This is a genomic window from Anoxybacillus pushchinoensis, from assembly GCF_900111795.1.
In the GTDB taxonomy this organism is placed as follows: Bacteria; Bacillota; Bacilli; order Bacillales; family Anoxybacillaceae; genus Anoxybacillus; species Anoxybacillus pushchinoensis.
In genome coordinates this window covers 1-21,293 of the sequence record NZ_FOJQ01000031.1, presented here as the reverse complement: position 1 = coordinate 21,293, position 21,293 = coordinate 1, and the positions used below count along the sequence as shown (strand labels likewise).

The 21,293-nt window shown below is 40.7% G+C and carries 14 protein-coding genes; all 14 read left to right on the top strand.

Translation table 11 applies throughout. From position 1 onward, the window contains the following. Window positions 1–95: 95 nt before the first annotated feature. Window positions 96–1,478 (top strand): sugar phosphate nucleotidyltransferase, encoded by a 1,383-nt coding sequence (locus BM213_RS09335; RefSeq protein ID WP_091703379.1) that lies wholly within the window; start codon window positions 96–98, stop codon window positions 1,476–1,478. Further along, window positions 1,475–3,427, top strand: a complete 1,953-nt coding sequence (locus BM213_RS09330; RefSeq protein ID WP_091703377.1) for a cellulose biosynthesis cyclic di-GMP-binding regulatory protein BcsB — start codon at window positions 1,475–1,477, stop codon at window positions 3,425–3,427. Before BM213_RS09335 ends, BM213_RS09330 begins: the two co-directional genes overlap by 4 nt. Before the next feature lie 86 nt (window positions 3,428–3,513). Further along, the gene (locus BM213_RS09325; protein WP_208601898.1) at window positions 3,514–5,397 is read left to right on the top strand and encodes a glycosyltransferase family 2 protein; all 1,884 of its coding nucleotides are present in this window, start codon (window positions 3,514–3,516) and stop codon (window positions 5,395–5,397) included. Between the two features lie 193 nt (window positions 5,398–5,590). After that, on the top strand, window positions 5,591–6,835 hold the full coding sequence (locus BM213_RS09320) for a glycosyltransferase family protein (RefSeq protein WP_167357397.1): 1,245 nt from the start codon (window positions 5,591–5,593) through the stop codon (window positions 6,833–6,835). 398 nt (window positions 6,836–7,233) lie between these two features. Then, a complete protein-coding gene (locus BM213_RS09310; protein WP_244149238.1) occupies window positions 7,234–7,710 on the top strand; it encodes a HEAT repeat domain-containing protein in 477 nt (158 codons plus the stop codon). Beyond that, window positions 7,703–9,088 (top strand): glycosyltransferase family 2 protein, encoded by a 1,386-nt coding sequence (locus BM213_RS09305; protein ID WP_091703367.1) that lies wholly within the window; start codon window positions 7,703–7,705, stop codon window positions 9,086–9,088. The genes BM213_RS09310 and BM213_RS09305 overlap by 8 nt, the downstream gene beginning before the upstream one ends. After that, window positions 9,085–12,291, top strand: coding sequence for a hypothetical protein (locus BM213_RS09300; protein ID WP_091703364.1), 3,207 nt, complete (start codon window positions 9,085–9,087; stop codon window positions 12,289–12,291). Before BM213_RS09305 ends, BM213_RS09300 begins: the two co-directional genes overlap by 4 nt. Further along, window positions 12,291–12,665, top strand: coding sequence for a response regulator transcription factor (locus tag BM213_RS09295; RefSeq protein WP_091703361.1), 375 nt, complete (start codon window positions 12,291–12,293; stop codon window positions 12,663–12,665). Before BM213_RS09300 ends, BM213_RS09295 begins: the two co-directional genes overlap by 1 nt. Further along, on the top strand, window positions 12,649–15,540 hold the full coding sequence (locus BM213_RS09290) for an ATP-binding protein (protein ID WP_091703359.1): 2,892 nt from the start codon (window positions 12,649–12,651) through the stop codon (window positions 15,538–15,540). The genes BM213_RS09295 and BM213_RS09290 overlap by 17 nt, the downstream gene beginning before the upstream one ends. 81 nt (window positions 15,541–15,621) lie before the next feature. Continuing rightward, complete coding sequence (locus BM213_RS09285) at window positions 15,622–17,085, top strand: spore germination protein (RefSeq protein ID WP_091703356.1); 1,464 nt, start codon at window positions 15,622–15,624, stop codon at window positions 17,083–17,085. Further along, a complete protein-coding gene (locus tag BM213_RS09280; RefSeq protein WP_091703353.1) occupies window positions 17,082–18,182 on the top strand; it encodes a GerAB/ArcD/ProY family transporter in 1,101 nt (366 codons plus the stop codon). The genes BM213_RS09285 and BM213_RS09280 overlap by 4 nt, the downstream gene beginning before the upstream one ends. Beyond that, entirely contained in the window at window positions 18,179–19,291 is a 1,113-nt protein-coding gene (locus BM213_RS09275) for a Ger(x)C family spore germination protein (RefSeq protein WP_208601897.1), read from the top strand. The genes BM213_RS09280 and BM213_RS09275 overlap by 4 nt, the downstream gene beginning before the upstream one ends. A 93-nt stretch (window positions 19,292–19,384) precedes the next feature. Continuing rightward, window positions 19,385–20,980: a putative bifunctional diguanylate cyclase/phosphodiesterase gene (locus BM213_RS09270; protein WP_091703348.1), complete on the top strand. Its 1,596-nt coding sequence runs from the start codon at window positions 19,385–19,387 to the stop codon at window positions 20,978–20,980. A 170-nt stretch (window positions 20,981–21,150) separates the two neighbouring features. Further along, window positions 21,151–21,293: RRXRR domain-containing protein (locus tag BM213_RS15225; protein WP_341864916.1), on the top strand; the 143-nt coding region annotated here is incomplete at its 3' end.

Sequence of the window (21,293 nt, the reverse complement as noted above, 5' to 3'; positions counted from 1 at the left end):
TATTGGTTAATCAACACACCTGTAAAATCAACAAAAAATCGGGGTGCGTCTTTAAAACTTTTGACAGTACCTTAGTTAATAGGAAGGAGAAAAATATGAAGCTTGTCATTCTTTCGGGAGGAGTTGGAAAGCGGTTATGGCCCATTTCTAACGAAGCGCATTCTAAACAGTTTTTGCAAGTAATTAGTGGTGAAGGTGGACAGTTTCAGTCTATGCTGCAGAGAACGTGGAAGCAGATCAAACTTGCTGGATTGTCCCAAGATTCTTTCATTGTCGCAAATAAAGCGCAAATAGAAATCATTCATCGCCAGCTCGATGAATGTGTTAACGTCATTGAAGAACCGTACCAACAGGATACTTTTCCAGCTATTTCTTTAGCTTCCGTTTACTTATATCATGTTAATCAAATAAGAGAAGATGAAGTAATCGTTGTATTGCCTATTGATCTATTTGTTGAAAATCGATTTTTCGAGCAGCTAAAAACTTTAGAACGAGCCGTTCGTCAGAAAAAAGCGCTAGGATTGATTGGTGTACGCCCTACCTATCCTTCTGAACAGTATGGGTATATTGTTCCAAATCAAAACGATAAAGAAACTTACCCGAGTGTTTGTAAATTCGTGGAGAAACCGGAAGCTCAATACGCAAACAAACTCATTCAACAGGGAGCTTTGTGGAATTGTGGTGTGTTCGCTTTTGAACTAAAATATATGATTTCGCTATTAACGAAAATGAATATACCAACAAATTATGATTTGTTTTTACAGCGATATCAACAACTTCCAAAAATAAGTTTTGATTATGAGGTTGTTGAAAAAGAAGCAAGTGTCTTCGTTTTTCCTTACAATGGTTATTGGAAAGATCTAGGCACTTGGGATACGTTGACAGAAGAAATAAAAGAGAAGAAAATAGGACATGGCATTACAAGTCTCGAATGTCACAATACACACGTTATTAATCAATTAAATATTCCCATGGTTGTTCTCGGTATTTCAAATTGTATCGTCGCAGCAAGTCCTCAAGGAATTTTAGTGGCAAATAAAGAAGCAAGCCGATCTTTGAAAAAAGCAATCTCCAACTTAGATCAACGTCCCATGTATGAGGAACGAAGATGGGGAACGTATCGAGTGTTAGACTTCGTAAAAATGGATGATGGTCAAGAAGTTTTAACGAAACGTATCCATCTTGATACTGGAAAGAACATTAGTTATCAAAAACACGAGAATCGTAGTGAAGTCTGGACAATCATTTCTGGTGAAGGAGAGCTTATTTTAAATGAGCAAAGAAGTTTAGTACGAGCCGGAAGTGTTGTGGAAATTCCAGTCGGCATGAGACATGGAATTAAAGCACAAACAGACTTACAATTTATTGAAGTACAAATAGGAAGCCCCCTCATTGAAGAAGATATTATTCGAATATGTTATTCATGGGAAGAAGCAATAAAACTTTGTGAAGGAAAGGAAAACGAGGTGGAAGAATGAAAAAGAGCGTTTTGTCCGGCATTGTTTTTTGTTTATCTCTTCTTTTTATTGTTACAAGCGTATTTGCAGAAAATAACAAACAGACAATGGGAAGAGTGACGCTTAAAAAGATTGGCTTCGCACAAGATATCGTTATTCAAGGTCCAAATTTTAATTTTTCATTTTTCGTACCCTTAACTAAAGAAATGAATGTTAAAGATGGTCTGTTAGACCTGCACATACGCATCCCCAAAACCGTTCATACGGACGCAACGATGACGCTAATGATTAATGATATTCCGTATACATCTATTCGGTTGAGTGAAATAAAAGGGGAAGGTGAAAATATATCGTTTAAAGCTAACTTAAAAGATGTGCAATTGCTTCCTAACTCAACTTTCATGAAAGTACAGATGATGATAGATCGCCCGTACACTCAAAATAAATGTGAGCGAATTTTTGATAAAGGACAATGGATTATTCTAAAAAATAGCACAAGCATTTATTACAAAAAAAATGAAAATGTGCATGAATCAAAAGTTAATAAGTTTTTAGATGGAATATTTAATCAAGTTGTCATAGTAATCCCTTCTAATCCATCCATTTCTCTATCTGAATCATATGTTAAATTATATGCTTTTCTGATAAGAGAATTTAGTGATCGTGATGTACGTATTTCAACAGTTCACTCTATGCCAAATAACACAGAAGGAAGTCGTATTATTGTACTCGATGAGAAAAATAAAGGAATAAACATGTTGAAGGAAAATGAACTTTATATAGAACCAAAACAAGTGGATGGTTTCATTTCAACGTTTCGAGATGTCCTTTTTGCTAACAAAATAGAAGAGGCTGACGTAGTGAATAGCACTACAAACAACGCGAGCCAGGTTTATTCTTTAAAAATGCTTGGCTACAATTCCACACGAGTTCAAGGAATTGGAAACATGCCTACAAACTACACATTTACTCTTTCTGATTTAGGTGGGCTACCTAAAAAACTTTTGTTTGTGTATAATGGGACATACGTTCCGTTAGATGAGCAAAAAGGTAAAGCATTTTTGAAATTTTATTTGAATGACTCCCTCATTAAAGCCGTTCCGCTTTCAGGTAACGGAACAATCGACGGGCTTGTCATCGAAATACCAACTAGTTTGTTAAACAGAGAAAATAATTTTCAAATTGTTTATAGTTATTATCCAAAGGAAGGACAATGTCTAGGAGATGCTGTTCTATTTGAGGGGGAAACTAGCGATTCATCATTTTTTGAAGTGTTATCTTATGACGAAGAAAACCCATTGACGTTTTTGTCGATTCCGAGTGCATTCAATGGAAAAGGAGCGATGGTTTTACCGAATACAAAAGACAAAAACTATCTAGAATATTTATACTTAGCATCATCTTTATATGCTTCTATTAAACAATTTGACCAATCGCCTTTAAACATTCAAATTATATCTAAAAGTCAAGTGGACGAGACAAACGCAGATTACTACATTTTTGGTATTCCAATTGACGAACTAGACAAAAACTTTGGATTTATAAAAGGTAAGAAAACAGAACTGTCTGTTGTGAATCATGACGATGGGAAGGTACTTTTCCGAGTGAAACAAGACGAACCGATCGGTATTTTACAAATATTCTATTACGATAAAAGACCAGCCCTTTCAATCGGACAGTTAGGTGCCTCTTCTGTGTCAGAACAATTTGCCCAATATCTCGTTCAAAAAAATGCTATTCGTCAACTGATTGGAAACGTTGCCTTTTTCGATTCAGGAGAATTCGTCAGTTACGAAATCGGCAAAAAACAAAGTCTAAAAAACATAAATACGTGGAACTTTGCATATTACTATGAAAAATACAAAATTCCTTTTTATGTAATTTTATGGATTACGGTGGTCAGTTTTATTGTCTTGATCTATTTCCGTTTATCTCGAATTCCTAACCAATTAAAAAAAAAAAGTAAATAATGACAACGTCGAAAATGAAGATTTATTATCTAGAACTGTAAGTAGAAGAAAGCGTAAGTAGGGAAGTAAATGAGAGGTTGATGAAGATGAGCAGACTAGGAGAACTACTAGTCAAAGAAAAATTATTGACACCTGAGCAACTAGAGCATGCGTTAAATTATCAAAAAAATACGGGTAGTCCGTTGGGACAAATTGTTATTTCCCTCGGTTACGTAAAACGAATCGATCTTTATCGCCTACTTGCCGAACAAATGAATGTAGATTATGCAGGGGAGTTTCTATCAACTTTCATAAAAAAGATGGATAAACAAATTGCTATGCAATTTCATCCTGATGATTTAAATCGACTGCTGTTTTTCCCTCTGTATTTCCAAGGAGACGAATTAATCGTGTTAGCAGCAAACCTACATGATGATAATGTCGATCAATTAATTACGAAAGTGATAGACAAAAAAAACTTTACCATAAACAAAAAATTGGTCTCCGAATTAGATATTACTTGGATGGTGGAATGGACATTTAAAGACAAAATTTTAGAAGAATCTGTGACAGGGTTGTTTTATCGAAACCCGGAGGAATCAGCTGTACGAGTGTTTACTCCAAGCCAGTTAATGTTTATTTCGCTCGCTTGTACATTATTTGTTTTATGGTTATATGTGGATTGGAAATCATGTTTAATCTTTTTATTTGCATTAGTGAATCTCTTTTTTCTCACAAATGTTCTATTTAAATTTGTATTAAGTACTGTCGGTGCACGTTACGAATGGGAAGAAGTTGTTAGCGAAGACGAAGTACAACAATTAGACGATAAAACTCTTCCTATCTATACGATTTTATTACCAGTTTTTAAGGAGCCAGCAGTAATCCCAAAATTAATCGACGGTTTAAGAAAAATAGATTATCCTCAAGAAAAACTGGATATTCTATTGTTGCTTGAGGAAGAAGACTATGAAACATTGGAAGCAGCAAAGAAAGCTCAGCCACCTGCTAATTTTCGCTTTATTACCATTCCTAACAGTTTGCCGAAAACAAAACCAAAAGCTTGTAACTATGGATTAGCTTTTGCACGTGGAAAATACTTGACAATTTATGATGCAGAAGATATTCCGGAACCTGATCAATTAAAAAAAGCAATTGTAGCATTTAGAAAGTTTCCAAAAGAATTTGTATGTTTTCAAGCAGCGTTAAACTATTTTAATCGAGACGAAAACTTTTTAACTAGAATGTTTACACTTGAATACTCTTATTGGTTTGACTATATGCTAACAGGATTGAGTAAATTAAGCCTTCCCATTCCTTTAGGAGGAACATCGAATCACTTTGACACTGAGAAATTGAGAGAACTTGGTGGCTGGGATCCGTTTAATGTAACAGAAGATGCAGATTTAGGTATTCGGGCGTACGGTAGAGGATATAAAGTCGGCGTATTGAATTCAACAACATATGAAGAAGCGAATAAATCTGTTAAAAACTGGATTAGACAACGATCTCGCTGGCAAAAGGGATATGCACAAACTTTTTTAGTCCATAATCGAAATGTAGTAAAGTTTTTAAAAATGGTCGGATGGAAAGGCTTTTTCACCTTACAAGTGTTTATCGGTGGCAGTGTATTTAACGCGTTAGTAGCACCTTTTATGTGGCTAATTTTTCTTTTTTGGATTGTTTCAAAAACAACATTTTTTGATAGTTTTTTTTCGAATTGGACGTTATATATTGGTTTGTTCAATTTGTTAGTTGGAAATTTCTTAGGTATTTATTTAAACATGCTTTCTGTCTTTAAAAGAAAATATTATGATTTAACGATTTATGCACTAGCTAACCCTATTTATTGGATTCTTTTGTCAATCGCTACATGGAAAGGAGTTTATCAACTGTTTACTAACCCATTTTACTGGGAAAAAACAGATCACGGTTTGACAAACAAACATGTTATTGAAATATCTAGTAAAGAAAAAGAAGTATCTGTATAGTGGTGAATGGTAGTTTCAAAAATTTTATGAAAACAATCAAGAGCTACGTGTTGGAAGGGAGGGGGCTACGATTAAAAAATTTTTTCCGTGGATTGTATTTATTTTATATTTTGTTCTATACGAAAGTGTTTTCTTTTTTACGAAATATATAGGAATGATGGAAGATAGACGTTTTTTGTACGATTGGAAAACAATGTTGGTTGAAAAATATGGGATCCCTCGTTTTGTAGATATTAGCGAGGGATCTCCTCCATTCCCATTACTAGTTGATTCATTGTTACCATCTACACTAAACATCTCAGTCGTGGTAGCTGCGCTTGTTATGACCATGCTTGTTTATCAAGTTGCACATTCTGGTGCTCACAAATCGTTAGGTATCACGATTATTTTGTCGTTCATGTTTTCTTATCCTTTTTTATATGTTGTCACTCAAGATCCTTATACGTCGACTTGTTTGTTTTTTTTGACCGTTTCCAATTATTGTTTATTAAAATTTTATGAGTATCAGCTTACTCACTATTTATTTTTGTTCGGTATATTTTTCGGGATGACATTTTTATGTGATTATCAATCTGTTGTACTTGTTCCTATGTACGCACTAGTGTATACATATGTTTTTTTTGATATCAAAAATTGGAAATATTTTTTCTCTTTACTGCTAATTTCATTTTTTCCGTTCATTGCGTCACTCATCGGTGTAATGTATATTCATTGGATTTTCAGCGAAGACGCACTACTATTATTGAAATTTGTTAAGAAAAGCTTAATCAACGTTCAATTGAGTGACAGTCAAGCGAATAGTTTTTTACCGATCGTTCTCTTTTCCATTGTGTACACACTATCTATATTGTTTGTCGGAAAAATAAAAGGGAGAATAAAAAAAGCATTTCAGCTATACATGCTTGTACCTATTTATTTTATTGTCATAGTCGTCTTTTTTGATTGGAAACCAATAGGCATATATTTAGTTGTATACTTGTTAGCCTTTTTTATTCCAATCATTCCTTATATCAAATGGGAAAAAATTAAAATTATTTCTATTGCATTATTTATCATTTTGTTTGTCATTAGTTGGAATGAATCGTATGCAGATATTGAAAAAACAATCCATGCGGCTAATAAAAATGAAGAATTTTTTAGTAAAATGAATACCGTTGTGGGTCAAAATAGTGGAAAGATACTTATTGATGATCGAATTTTTTATCAGTTCCTTTGGTCTTCTAAAGACGTTGATCGTTATTTGTTGCCGTATGATTCTACCTTTGAATTAGCAGTTCGACGACCAGAGCAGTTTGTCGAGTATGTCGTTTTATGCAACGAATGTATAGAAGACAGAATATTTTCTACTCATCGCCAACAAGTGATAAATAATCGTTTGCGCCACTTTTCGCTCGTTTGGTCAAATGACCAGTATGCTGTTTTTGAAATATCACGATGAAAATATTCGCATATCGGATATTTTTAGACAAACTATTCAAAAACAAATGGTCAAAGTGCAAAAGTTGAGACATCTTCTTGATTAAATGATGAAAAACACGAGTATTGATTATCCATTATTTTACTTAAAAATACAGAATCGTATGGCGAACACAAGCTTTTCTGCCACATCCCTCGAACAAGAACGCCAGCGGGCAAATGAATTTGCCCGCAAAGCGTTCATTGGTTCATTGTTCGAGGAGGGCATGCTATACGCATGCCCAGTCGGCAAGCGAATCGCTTGCCGACTCCGGCAGAAAAGCTAGGAATAGAGTCATCTAAACTGGTTTTTATTGGTTAATCAACACGCCTATTGACGAGTCATTTACGCAATTTGATTATCGTCTCATTTTATCGCGCATGGACGACGATACGTTTGCGAAAATGGTCGATCATTTTTTCGATTGGCATGAAAAAATACAGTACGCGATCGTTGACATGATTGGCATTATGAAAAAGTTTCCTTACATCCCATTTTTACTTACACTGCTCCGACATGAACAAAGTGAATATCGCGTTCGTGCATTAAAAGCGTTAGCACAAATGGAATATCCACTCGACGTTGAACAACTACACATTCATTTCCAATCTCCCGTTTGGCAAGAGCGTTTAATGGCATTACGACTGTGCGCACGTACGCGTCGGCAAGAAATGGTCGATCATATTGTCTTGTTAATGAAAGATGCTGTATTTTCCGTTCGGTCGCAAGCAGCGGAAGCTTTGTTGCGCATGCCGAACGGACTGGACATACTCGAACACATTGCGCAAACATCAGACGACCGCTATGCGCGCGACATGGCGCTTGAATGGTTAGAAAGAGGTCGACAATATGATTGAACTGGCGGCGCTGTTTGTCTTTTACTTTATGATCGCAGTCATTTTGTTTTATACGTTTTTACTCGTTGTCTCGCTCATCCAATTGCGGCGCATGTACGAACTAGACGAATGGGAACCGTACGAAGAAATGCTCGATGTCAGTTATACGAAACCCGTTTCAATTTTAGTGCCCGCTTACAACGAAGAAGCTGGCATTTTTGCGACGGTGCGCTCCCTTTTAAGCATCGAATATCCAGAGTATGAAATTGTCGTCATTAACGACGGATCAACAGACGATACACTTGAGCGATTGAAACGAGATTTTGACCTTGTTGAAATGAAGCGCGTCATTCGCCAACAGCTGCCAACGGCACGTGTCCGAGCAGTATATCGCTCGCGAAAGTTTTCCCATTTATTCGTCATCGATAAAGAAAATGGTGGGAAGGCGGATGCGTTAAACGCGGGCATTAATTTTTCATCTTATCCATACGTTTGCTCCATTGATGGCGATTCTGTCATTGAGCGGCGCGCCTTTTTAAAAGTGATGAAGCCGATTATCGACTCAGATGAAGAAGTGATCGCATCAGGCGGAAGTGTGCGCATCGCCAACGGCTGCGACATTGAAAAAGGAGAAGTCGTGCGCATCGGGCTATCCCGTCAGCCGCTCGTCGTCATGCAAGTCATTGAATATTTGCGCGCGTTTTTAATGGGGCGCATCGGACTAAGCCGCCACAATTTACTGCTTATCGTTTCCGGCGCATTTGGCGTGTTTTCGAAACAATGGGTCATTCGCGCCGGCGGATATGCACATACAGTCGGGGAAGATATGGAGCTTGTCGTCCGTCTTCATCGACTAGTGAAAGAAACGAACGCGAATAAAAAAATTGTGTACGTTCCTGATCCGGTTTGTTGGACGGAAGCACCAGAGTCGATGACAGATTTACGCAAACAGCGCCGCCGCTGGCATCGCGGGCTACTTGAAAGCCTTTGGCTTCATCGCCGCATGTGGTTTAACCCGCGCTACGGCTCGATCGGGCTCATTTCGATGCCTTATTTTTTAATCATTGAATTTCTCGGTCCTGTCGTCGAGTTGATTGGCTATATTCTCGTCATCGTGGCACTCATTTTAGGTGATGTGTATATTGAATTTGCGATTTTACTATTCCTCGTCTCCGTTTTGTACGGTTCAATTCTTTCCATGGCTGCCGTATTGTTAGAAGAATGGACGGTTCGTAAATTCCCAAACGTTTCAGACATTGTGCGCCTCTTTTTTTATTCATTAACAGAGACGTTATGGTATCGTCCGCTTACGGTGCTATGGCGCTGTGAAGGCATTGTTGATGCGCTGTTAAAACGAAAAGGATGGGGAGAAATGAAAAGAAAAGGTGTGTCAAAATGATGAAACGACAACGATGGCTCATTGTATATATCGTATGTATTTTTCTTGCCATTTCTTCGCCATATTGGTTGTGGAATATCAAGCCGACAACGACATTGAATGTGCTGATTGTGAATAAAACAGTTCCCGATCAAACGTATCGTGAACATGGAGGACTCGTTTGGTTATTAAACCAACAAAAGTACGTGAAGCCAAACGGAACGCGCTACGATGTGAAAAAAGATTATGTCGGGTTTATGCCGACGACAAAAAAAGAGCGACCATGGCCAACAGGGTTACAATCGTATGATGTCATTTATGTCGCCGATACGTACGGCGTATATGAAAATGATTTGACGACAAAAAAAAAGAAAGGGAAGCGCTCAAAAAAAGTGTACGGTGGCTTGACGGAACAAGAAGTCAATCGATTGCACGAGGCGATGTTTGCCGGAAACAAAACGCTCATCGCCGAGTTTAATTCGTTTGCAAGTCCGACGGATCCGTCTGTTCGCAACAAATTTTATAGTTTATTAAACGTCGAATGGACGGGTTGGATCGGCCGTTATTTTCCGAAGTTAGAAGATGACGAAGTGCCTGTTTGGGTAAAAGAAAACTACGAAAAGCAATACGATAAACGATATGCGTTTACTGGACCCGGCTACGTGCTCGTCGATGAATACGACCGGCTTGTCATTTTAAATAAAAACGAAATCGGAAAACAAGGGGTGCTTTTTACTCCGACAAAAAAAGGGGAAAAAGAGCTCGGCGTGAGCGGTTCGACTCCGTATTCGTATTGGTTTGATATCGTCAAACCGTTACACGACGAAGAAGTGTTAGCGACATATACGCTTTCGTTATCAAAAAGCGGAAAAGAAAAATTGCAAGCGATTGGCTTGCCGACGACGTTTCCAGCGATCGTTCATCATCGTAACAATCGGTACGATGCGTACTATTTTTGCGGCGACTACGCCGACCAACCAGATGTACCAAACATATATCAAACGGTCGGCATCGACATATGGCGGAAATGGACGACGCCCCACGGTCCAAACAGCACCGCATCGTTTTATTGGAAAGCGTATGTTCCAATGATGAAAACGATTTTAAAACAAGCGTCTAACGATGACAAGCAATGGAGCGAGCGTGCGATCGCCAAAACAGACGACGGCATTCAGCTCGCTGGTCGGGTCGGAGAGCAATATATTCAAATTTATAAAAACGGAAAATGGGAAAATATGTTATTAAAAGGAGTCAACATGGGCATTGCGAAGCCGGGTCATTTCCCAGGTGAAACGGCGATTACGAAAGAAGAATATTTCCGTTGGTTTAAACAAATTGGAGCGATGCATGCTAACGCCGTTCGGGTGTATACGATTCATCCGCCAGCGTTTTATGAAGCGTTTTATGAATATAACGAAATGGCTGAACGGCCGCTTTATTTATTCCACGGCGTCTGGGTGAACGAAGAAACGTTTTTACGCACAAACGACGCGTTTGCAAAAGAAAATACGGATGAGTTTGTCGCAGAAATAAAGCGAACGATCGATATCGTTCACGGGCGGGCAACGATCCCACCTCGCCCGGGACATGCGAGCGGCATATATCGCTACGACATTTCTCCATATGTGCTCGGCTGGATTTTCGGGGTCGAGTGGGAACCGACCGTCGTTCATGCGACGAATATGAAGCATGCCGGTTTACGTGATTACGAGGGGGAATATGTGTACACGAAAGGTGCTTCGCCGTTTGAAATTTGGCTTGCGCGCATGATGGATGAAGCGATTGCCTATGAAACGAAAACGTACGGCTGGCAACGTCCGGTAAGTTTTACAAATTGGGTGACGACCGATTTGTTAACGCATCCGAGCGAGCCGTTAGAAAAAGAAGATTTCGTATCGGTCAATCCGAACGTCATCTATACGACAAATGCCATGCATAGCGGCTTGTTTGCGTCATATCACATTTATCCGTATTATCCAGACTTTTTAAACTATGAGCCGAAATACGTCAATTATATCGACCATCGCGGTGAGAAAAACAACTATGCCGGTTATTTGCACGATATGAAGCGAGTGCATCGTATGCCAATCGTCGTCGCCGAATTTGGCGTCCCTTCATCGCGCGGCATGACGCATCGCAACGTATACGGCATGAATCAAGGATTTCATTCCGAACAACAACAAGGGCTCATAAACAAAAAACTATTTGAAGATATCGTCCATGAACAAATGGGAGGCGGATTTATTTTTACGTGGCAAGACGAATGGTTTAAACGAACGTGGAACACGATGGACTACGACAATCCAGATCGTCGGCCGTTTTGGTCAAACGCGCAAACGAACGAACAACAATTCGGCTTGCTTAGCTTTGATCCGACCGAAAATGAAACGACGATGATAAAAGCTGATGGAAGAAAGGAAGATTGGGAGTTTCTCCGCATCCGTCCTGCGTTCAAACAACACGGCCGCGCGCTCTATATGACGAGCGATGAGCGGTACGTTTACATCCGTTACGACACAACTGTTAAGCGGGACAAAGACGTCTATATATTGTTTGATACGATACCCAATCAAGGACAATCGACTATTCTCGATGTGCCGAACGTACGAACGGAAGGGATTGATTTCGTCCTTCATTTACGTGGGGAAAAGGAAGGGCGATTATGGATTGATAGTTATTACGATTCGTTTTATTATCATTATGGACATATGTTGCAAATGATTGATCGCCTCCCGTATGTGAACAAAAAAAATAACGGCATGTATCATCCGATTCGCCTTACGCTCAATAAAAAGTTACAAATTAATGGAAAAACGTATCCGTTCGACTTTTACGAAACAGGCGTTATGACGTTTGGCACAGCGAATCCGAACGATGAAGCATACAATTCATTAACGGACGTGAGCGTCAGCAAACAAAAAGATGGATATGAAATTCGCATTCCGTGGGCGCTGTTAAACGTCAAAGACCCGAGCATGCATGAAGTGATGGGAGATATGTGGCAAGGTGGACTAACAAGCAGCAAAACGATTGACGGTATTCGCATCGGCGTATATGAAAACGAATTTTCGTATCCAACAAAAGAAGGACATACGTTACATGCGAAACAGTTTTATACGTACACGTGGGACGCATGGGAGGAGCCGACATATCATGAGCGGCTCAAGCGATCGTACACCATTGTGAAAGAGACATATAAACGAATAGAAGTGGGGGAACGATAATGGCGAAAATTTTATTAGCGGAAGATGAAGAAGTGTTGCGCATGCTTGTCGTCGACACGCTCGAAGATGAAGGGCATGACATTGATGAAGCGTGCGATGGGGAAGAAGCAATTGAAATGATTAAACAAAACGATTACGACTTAATTTTGCTTGATTATATGATGCCAATATATACCGGCTTAGAAGTCATTCAACATGTGCGCAATATGCCCGATAAAAAACATGTAAAGATTATGATGTTATCGGCGAAAAGTCAACAAGTGGACAAAGAGCGCGTGCTGGCGGCCGGCGCTGACTACTTTATGGCGAAGCCGTACAGCCCGCTTGAATTAGTCGAACGAATTGAGGCGATTTTACATGGAGAAGATGCGTAACTATTTTCGGCAAAGTTTAGCGAGACAGTTTGTTTTACTTGTTGCGTCATTTTTAGTCGTCTTTATCGTCGGGGCGATTGCCCTTTCGATGTATCAATCCTCGTTAGTGGCGTCGTTTGAACAAAAAAAGAATGAAATCGAAACGAAAATGAAATATGCGCAAGAAGTCGAGCGAGCGTTCAACCAAGCGTTTTCCGATGTGCGCGGCTATTTAGCCTTCAACCGAAAAGAGTTTAAGTTAAGCTTTTTTCGTGAACAAGAAAATGCCCAAACTGCGCTCGATCTGTTAGAAAGCGCAGCAACGACGAAAGAAGATACGCAATTTATTGTGAAAGCGCGCCAATTTGCACAATATTATTTCGGGCGTCTCGTCCCGGAAGCGATTGACGCGTTTGAAAGCGGCAATATACAAAAAGTATTAAGTTTATCAGAAAACGGGGGCACCGCGTCAATTCAACAATTTCAATTGCAAATGAAAACGTATAAAAACAACTTAAATGATCAATTAGATGGCACTTTTCGACAGTTAAGTAACGAGCAGCAAACGGCCCAAACGGCGTTTATCGTATTCGTCTTTTTCATGTTATTTTTGCTCATTATGATCGCGCGCATTATGACGAAAAAAATTGGGACGCCGCTCCGTGCTCTCGCTAGCATGGCAGAAAAAATCGCAAAAGACGAACGAGTGCATAACGACGACGTCGTCCATACCGCTCGCGAAGATGAAATCGGAAAGCTCGCTCAAGCGTTTCGGAAAATGTTAGCGAGCATTCAAGATAAAGAGGAAACGTTAATGGCGCATAATGAAGAGTTGCTTGCTCAACAAGATGAGCTAGAGCTGCAACAAACAGAACTCGAACAAGCGCTTGAAGCGATGCAAGCGCGCGAACGGGAATTAAAGCGGTATAACGACTTTATTCAAAGCTTATCGAATTTGCTTGATCGGCAAGACGTATTACAAAGCATCGTTTTTCATATGGCGAGCATCATGGAAGCGGATCGCGGCATGATCGTGTTAATGAACGATGAAAAAACGTACGCATCGTTCGGTTTGTCGCCATACGGGGTTGAACAATTTTTAACGTACGTATACAACGGATTGTATCAACGATTGTTTGAACAAAAAAAGCCGTTCGTGTTAAAACGCGAAGTTGCAGCGTCGGAAAAAGGATATCATGAAGAGACGATGTACGTGCACGACATTTTTTTACCTGTTCTTTCGAATACAGACGATGTGCAAGCTATTTTAGTGTTCAGCCGCTTTGGCGGGCCGTTTTCGGACGAAGAAGTGCAAGAATATGTCGGCTTAACGAGACAAATATCGATTTCTTTACAAAAAATAGAGCTATACGAACAGACGGAGCAAGCGCGTGAGACGGTACAACATATTTTAAATACGGTGCAAGAAGGCATTCACTTCGTTGACCGTGACGGCAATAGCGTCATCGTCAATAAACAAATGGCCGACTTGCTTCAAAAAGAAACGATTGCTGAACTGGAAGGAGCAAGCTACGAACAATGGGCGCGCGGCTTAGTTGAACAGTCTGATGCAGGAGAAAAGTTATGTGACTATTTGCGAGCTATTATTTTTAACGGCGATGAAGAACATGAGCCGTTTGTGTACCATTTGCCACAAAAGCGGAAAGTGATGCAAGTATATGCAAAGCCGTTATATCGTCATGGGGAGCGACAAGGGACGGTATTTGTCCATCGCGACATTACGAAACAGTTTGAAGTCGATCAAATGAAGTCCGAATTTGTCAGCACCGTCAGCCACGAATTGCGCACGCCTCTTTCAAGCGTGCTCGGCTTTACGGAATTGATGTTAACGAAAGAATTAAAACCAGAACGTCAGAAAAAATATTTAACGACCATTTACCAAGAAGCGAAACGGTTAACCGCGCTTATTAACGACTTTTTAGATGTGCAACGGATGGAGTCCGGAAAACAAACGTACGATAAAAAATACGAAGATATCGTCTCCATTATTGAACATGTCGTTGATACACAAAAAGTGAATACGACCGTTCATACGTTTCACATTCAAAAAGAGACGGACAAAACGATCGTGCTCGGCGACCGCGATAAATTGGCGCAAGTGTTTACGAATTTAATTAGCAACGCCATCAAATATTCCCCAGATGGCGGCAACGTGACTGTGCGCATATATGAACAAAACAATCGCCTATGCATCGACGTAAAAGATGAAGGATTAGGCATTCCAGAAGAAGCGTTGCCAAACATATTTACAAAATTTTATCGCGTCGATAACTCCGACCGCCGCCGCATCGGTGGAACAGGACTTGGGCTTGCGATCGTGAAAGAAATTGTGAAAGCGCACGAAGGGGAAGTGAGCGTCACATCAGAGCTGAAAAAAGGAAGCACGTTTACCGTCTCTCTTCCGCTCGTCGCTTTGGCGCCTGGTGAGGAAGATGAGCGCGACAACGATGACAAACAAGCGCATGCGCACGTCATTATTGTCGAAGATGATGAACATTTAGCGGCGTTATTAGAAGCGGAATTAAAAGATAGCGGTTTTCGCGTCAAACACGTGAAAGAAGGAAAAGAAGCGATTGCGCTCATTGAAAAAGAAAAGCCGGATGCGGTCGTGCTAGATATTATGTTAGAGGAGCATAACGCGTTCGGATGGGATGTGTTAAAACAACTAAAAGAAAATGACGAGCTTGCGCACATCCCAATCATTATTTCTTCCGCATTAGAAGAGCGGGAGAAAGGATTGGCGCTCGGGGCGAATAGTTATTTTGTAAAGCCATATCAACCGAGCCAACTATCGAAAACGATTTTACAATTGTTATTAAATAAAGAGCGGCAAGGAGAAATTTTTATTCCGCTCCCTCAAGAGGAAGCAAAATAAAGCTTCCTCTTTTTTTGCATAAAAACTGCGATATATTGCAAACTAGGAAAAAACGAAGCGGAAGAAAAAGGGGGCAAGATGATGTGGTTTTCGAAAAAAAATCGAGTTGATGAGGTTGCCGAACAGCTTGCCCACTCGCCAGACTTGATGTGTCGGCGCATCCAATGCAAAGGAAAAACGGTTGACATCTTATTTTTAAGAAATTTAATTAATCATGACCAATTGCAACAAAACGTGTTGGCATTTATTCATGACCAAGAAGACGTATCGTTAAAACAGCTCGCTCGCTGTTTGCCAATCGGTGCGGTGCACGTATGTGAAACAGAAAAAGAGATGGCGTCTTACATACGCGACGGTTGGGCATGTATATATATCGAAGGAGAAACGCACGGACTTGCCGTTAACATCGCTGAAAAAGTAGAACGTTCGCTTGAAAAGGCAGAAACGGAATCGCTCGTCCTCGGACCGAAAATGTCGTTTACGGAGTCGATTGATACAAACATTCACATTTTGCGCCAAAATGTGACCGATACGAAATTAGTGACGGAAAAAATGACGATCGGGATGCGCAACCCGCTTGAAGTGCGCGTCGTGTACATCGAAGATATTGCCGATGAAGAAAACATTCAAACGGTGAAACAACGGCTGTCTGAGCTTCACATTGACGAAGTGACCGACAGTTCCGTATTAGCTCAACTATTGGAGGATCATGCGTATACGATTTTTCCGCAATATTTATTAACGGAGCTTCCTGACCGACTAGCGTACAGTTTAATGAAAGGGCGCATCGGCATTTTCGTTGACCGAAGTCCGACCGTCATTATTTGTCCGACGACGTTTTTTAGCTTTTTTGAATCGACAGAAGATATTTATTTACGTTGGACGATGAGCATTGTATTGCGCGCGATTCGCATGTTCGGCATTTTTTCTTCCATTTTCTTATCGCCGCTTTATGTTGCTGTCATTACGTATCATTACGAAGTCATTCCTTCCGCTTTGCTTTTGACGATTGGCGAATCGCGCTCGCGCGTCCCATTTCCTCCCGTCATTGAAGCGTTGCTTCTTGAGTTTATGATTGAACTGTTGCGCGAAGCAGGAGCGCGCTTGCCGACAAAAGTCGGTCAAACGATGAGTATCGTCGGCGGTATCGTCCTTGGACAAGCGGCAGTCGATGCAGGATTTACGAGCAACGTGCTCATTATTATTGTTGCGTTAAGTGCGCTCGGCTCATTTACGGCGCCGAGTTATGAAATGGGGGCGACGATTCGCATTTTACGCTTTCCGATTATTTTATTAGCGGCGCTTTGGGGACTTGTCGGCATATTGATCGGCGTCAGCATGTTGCTCATTCATTTATTGAAACTCACATCGCTTGGGCGCCCGTACTTGTCACCTGTTTATCCGTTTCGTTTCGCCGATATGAAATATGCGCTCATTCGCCTGCCCCAAAAATTTTATAGCGAGCGTCCGAAGACGAATCGTCCACAAAACGCCCGTCGCTTTTCGTGGCGGGAAGCGATGAAACGAAAGGATTTGGATGAATGATGAAAACGCCAAACGAACGGCTGTCGATTAACGCTTACCTCGTGTTTTTTCTCATCCACACAACACAAATCGGGCTTGGCATCGTCGGCGTGCAGCGCGTCATTTTTGTCGAGGCGCGCCAAGATGCATGGATTGCTGTTTTGCTGAGCGGATTATGGATTCATCTCGCCGTTTTCGTCATATATAAAACGTTAACATTAACGGAACATGACAACATCTTCTCGCTTCATACGTTCGTTTATGGGCGCGTATTCGGTTGGATCGCCAATGCGCTCGTTATCGCCTACTTTTTAATGGCGTATACGTCTATTTTGCTTGGTTACGTTGAAATGGCAATCACGTGGATGTACCCTGATTTTCCGCTTTGGGGGGCGGCGCTCATTTTAATTGTTTTAACGGTATACGCCCTATATGGCGGGGGATTTCGGCTCGTTGCGGGCGTTAGTTTTTTAACGTTTTTTATGACCATTTGGATTGTCACTCTCGTCGTTCAGCCGCTTAAATATGCGGAATGGATTCATTTACAGCCTGTTTTTGAAGCGACGCCGACACAAATGGCAAAAGGGGTGTTAAAAACGGCGTATACGATGCTCGGATTTGAAGTGTTGTACGTCATTTATCCGTTTGTGAAAGAAAAAGGGCGCGTTCATCGTTATGCCCAGCTAGGCGTTATGTTGACGACATTTCTTGTAGCTACTGTGACGGTCATTGCGATTGCTTTTTTCAGTCCGAAACAACTCGATGTGACCATTTGGGCATCGTTATCGATGCTTAAAATCGTCAAGCTCCCATTTGTTGAGCGATTTGAATATATCCTCATTCCGCTTTGGCTGCTCGTCATTTTACCTAATTTACTTATGTTTATGTGGGCGATGACGCGCGGCGGAAAAGAGCTTTTTCGTGTGAAACAAAAATATTTACTTTTCATTTTTGCGTTTTTATTGTACGTTGTTGCGATTATGTTTGAAAAGCGGGCAACGATTAACGAATTTACTGACCAAGTCGGTTATTACGGATTTTGGCTTAGTTTTGTTTATCCGTTCATACTGTACGTATTTGTGCGCATAAAAAAATGGGCAAAGGGGAGCGCGAAATGAAATGGCTCATCGTTTGTATGTTATTATTAAGCGGATGTGTACAGCCACGCATATTAGAAAGGCAAGGAATCATTACGGCCGTTGGGTTTGACAAAAAAGGGAAGTTGTACGAAGGGGCATCCGTGATGCTTTCGTTTCAAACGACCAGATCGTCTTTGTCAGAAGTGATTGAGGCAACGAATAAAACGAGTAAAGGGGTTCGCCAAGATTTAGAAGCGCAAACGAGCCACGATTTAGGGTCAGGGCAAATTCGCGTCATCGTATACGGAAAAGAACTCGCGGAGAAAGATGGCATTTTCACGCTAACCGACACGCTCCAACGCGATGCGAATATCGGTGCGCTCGTTTATTTAGCGGTTGGCGAGCCGAATGCAAAGGAAATCGTGAAAAGTAAAAAACATGAAGATACACGAGACATCGGGACGTATTTATATCGGTTAATTGAAAAAAACTTGCGCACCGAATCGCTGTTAGCTGCAACGTTACATGAGTTTATTCATTGTTATTACGATGTCGGAAAAGACCCGATTTTACCTTATTTATCGGTGCGTAATGATAAACCGATTGTTGAAAAAATGGCGCTATTTCGCGGCGACAAATTTGTCGGGACGGTACGGCTTGATGAAAGTTTTTATATTAAAATATTAGCATCACAATATAAATCGGGGTTGAAAAATATTACAGTATCGCGTGACGATGTCGCCCCGTTATTAATAAATAAAAAGACAAAAAAAGTCAATATCGTTATTAATGAAATAAAAACAAAGCGAAAAATCAAACTTATTAGCCAAGAGCCAGTTCCGCATTTTCGCGTCACCGTCAAGTTGCAAGCGGAAATTTTAGAAATGTCCGAAAAAATGAAGCCGATCATGGTAACGAATGTCCACATTCTTGAGCGGGCGATTGAAAAACAAATGAAAAAAGAAATAGAACAACTATTAAATAAACTAAAAGCATACAAAACCGATCCGATCGGCTTCGGGCAAATGTACGACCACTCGGTGCGCGCATTGCAGTTGACGGATAAGCAATGGTACAAGTTATATGACAACGCAAAAATAGATGTCGATATGCAAGTGTCCATTTTACGTACAGGAACAATTGACTAAATTCCGTTTCTTGATGAAAAGTTATTTTCAATTATCATGCCATATGGTTTAATAAAAGAAGGAGGGAAGAAAACAAAAAGCGAGGATTACAACATGAACGAACAGCAGTTTCTGTACCAACACCCTCCATTGATGAAATGGGAGGCCGTTGGGCAACAGTTTGATCAATATGTCATTTTTTTTATTACTGATGAAGATGGAACAATCGTATATATGAACGACACGCTGATGAAACGATTGTCCAATCGTTATCGTATCGCGCAACAGTTTGTAGACTGCGCACATGAAGCGATCAAGGCGTTACATATAAGCGATGCGTGGCGCGGGAAAACGATTGTTGACCATCGTCCGGCATACGTGCACGTTTATGCGTTTCGTTCTCATCTCATTTGGACAGGATGCTTTTTATACGATCATGACGATTCCGATACATTAACAGGAGTGCTGTCGTACGAGGCGTTTCTCCATCTGCTTCGCGAGCGCATGAATAAACGCGAGCCGTTTTCGTTACTGTCGCTCAATTTAGATCGCTTTAAATTTATTAACGATTTGATCGGATATGAATACGGAAACGAATTGTTAAAACAAGTGGCGGAGCGATTGCGTCGCTATGAAAATGGCATCGTCGCACGACAAGCACGCGATCAATTTTTTCTCGCTTTTTATACGATTGACCGAAACGAAATACGCCACATGATTCGTGACGTCATCCAAATATTTTCGACTCCATTTCAACTAACAGATCAAGAATTGACGATCACACCGAGCATCGGAGTAAGCGTATTTCCAGATGATGCAACCGATTGGACGACGCTTCTATCGTTTGCCGATTTAGCGCTTGAAATCGCAAAGGAAAACGGGGGAAATACGTACTGTTTTTATACGAGCGAATTAAAAAAGACGAACGAAGAAAAATTGTACATGCAACATAGCATTCGCAAAGCGTTAAAACAAAACGAATTTACGCTTCATTACCAACCGATCGTCGACATTCAAACAGGCGATGTTGTGGCGGTTGAAGCGCTGCTTCGCTGGTTTCATCCGAAGCGCGGCTGGATTTCGCCAGCAACATTTATCCCAATTGCGGAAGAAACGAATTTAATTCAACCGATCGGCGATTGGGTGTTACGAAACGTATGTGAACAAAGCAAAAAATGGAAAGAAAAAGGGCTACCGCACGTGCAAATTGGTGTCAACGTTTCCATTAAACAATTTTTGCAGGCCGATTTCGTCAAGCATATTGAGCACGTGTTGCGAACGTATGAGTTAGATCCATTTTGTTTAAAGTTAGAAATTACTGAAAGTATGGCGATGTATCATATCGATTACGTCCTTGCGCAGTTGCAGTCGTTAAAAAATTTAGGATTGCAGCTCGCTGTCGACGATTTCGGGACAGGCTATTCTTCATTAAACTATTTAAAAAAATTGCCGGTTGATATCATTAAAATTGATCGTTCATTTATACAAGATATGGTCAAACATTCATACGATTTGTCGATTGTGCGCGCGGTTATTCAAGTGGCGCATAGTTTGCAGATGAAAGTCGTCGCTGAAGGAGTGGAGACGGAAGAACAGCTTGCGATTTTAAAACGAGAAGGATGCGACCGCGCCCAAGGCTACTACTTCAGCAAGCCGCTCGCTACCGAACAACTTGAACAATTAGTCCAACGTCAACAACCCAATGACTAAAGTCATGGGCTTGTAAGCCCCATGTTGACCAGACCAAGGCTTGAAACAGAGCCTACGTTATAGATGTCATGACACGTTCGGGTGCTTCTCCAGCCCGTTCCTCTGTCGTGCAAGGTTAAACAAGCGTGGTGGGTAGCGCTAGTGTCTTGCACATAACAAGCATCTATAACATGGTCGAGGAGAATATGACCTGCTTTATGCAGAGGAAAGGGGAGAACCCTATGGTTTTTGTGTTAGACACAAACAAACGTCCGCTTGCTCCTTGTCACGAAGCAGTTGCAAGAAAGCTGTTGAAACAAGGGAAGGCGGCGAT

Excerpts from the sequence above, each read along its gene's own strand:
- BM213_RS09335 (WP_091703379.1), top strand. The coding sequence starts at position 96 with ATGAAGCTTGTCATTCTTTCGGGAGGAGTTGGAAAGCGGTTATGGCCC.
- BM213_RS09330 (WP_091703377.1), top strand. The coding sequence starts at position 1,475 with ATGAAAAAGAGCGTTTTGTCCGGCATTGTTTTTTGTTTATCTCTTCTT.
- BM213_RS09325 (WP_208601898.1), top strand. The coding sequence starts at position 3,514 with ATGAGCAGACTAGGAGAACTACTAGTCAAAGAAAAATTATTGACACCT.
- BM213_RS09320 (WP_167357397.1), top strand. The coding sequence starts at position 5,591 with ATGTTGGTTGAAAAATATGGGATCCCTCGTTTTGTAGATATTAGCGAG.
- BM213_RS09310 (WP_244149238.1), top strand. The coding sequence starts at position 7,234 with ATGGACGACGATACGTTTGCGAAAATGGTCGATCATTTTTTCGATTGG.
- BM213_RS09305 (WP_091703367.1), top strand. The coding sequence starts at position 7,703 with ATGATTGAACTGGCGGCGCTGTTTGTCTTTTACTTTATGATCGCAGTC.
- BM213_RS09300 (WP_091703364.1), top strand. The coding sequence starts at position 9,085 with ATGATGAAACGACAACGATGGCTCATTGTATATATCGTATGTATTTTT.
- BM213_RS09295 (WP_091703361.1), top strand. The coding sequence starts at position 12,291 with ATGGCGAAAATTTTATTAGCGGAAGATGAAGAAGTGTTGCGCATGCTT.
- BM213_RS09290 (WP_091703359.1), top strand. The coding sequence starts at position 12,649 with ATGGAGAAGATGCGTAACTATTTTCGGCAAAGTTTAGCGAGACAGTTT.
- BM213_RS09285 (WP_091703356.1), top strand. The coding sequence starts at position 15,622 with ATGTGGTTTTCGAAAAAAAATCGAGTTGATGAGGTTGCCGAACAGCTT.
- BM213_RS09280 (WP_091703353.1), top strand. The coding sequence starts at position 17,082 with ATGATGAAAACGCCAAACGAACGGCTGTCGATTAACGCTTACCTCGTG.
- BM213_RS09275 (WP_208601897.1), top strand. The coding sequence starts at position 18,179 with ATGAAATGGCTCATCGTTTGTATGTTATTATTAAGCGGATGTGTACAG.
- BM213_RS09270 (WP_091703348.1), top strand. The coding sequence starts at position 19,385 with ATGAACGAACAGCAGTTTCTGTACCAACACCCTCCATTGATGAAATGG.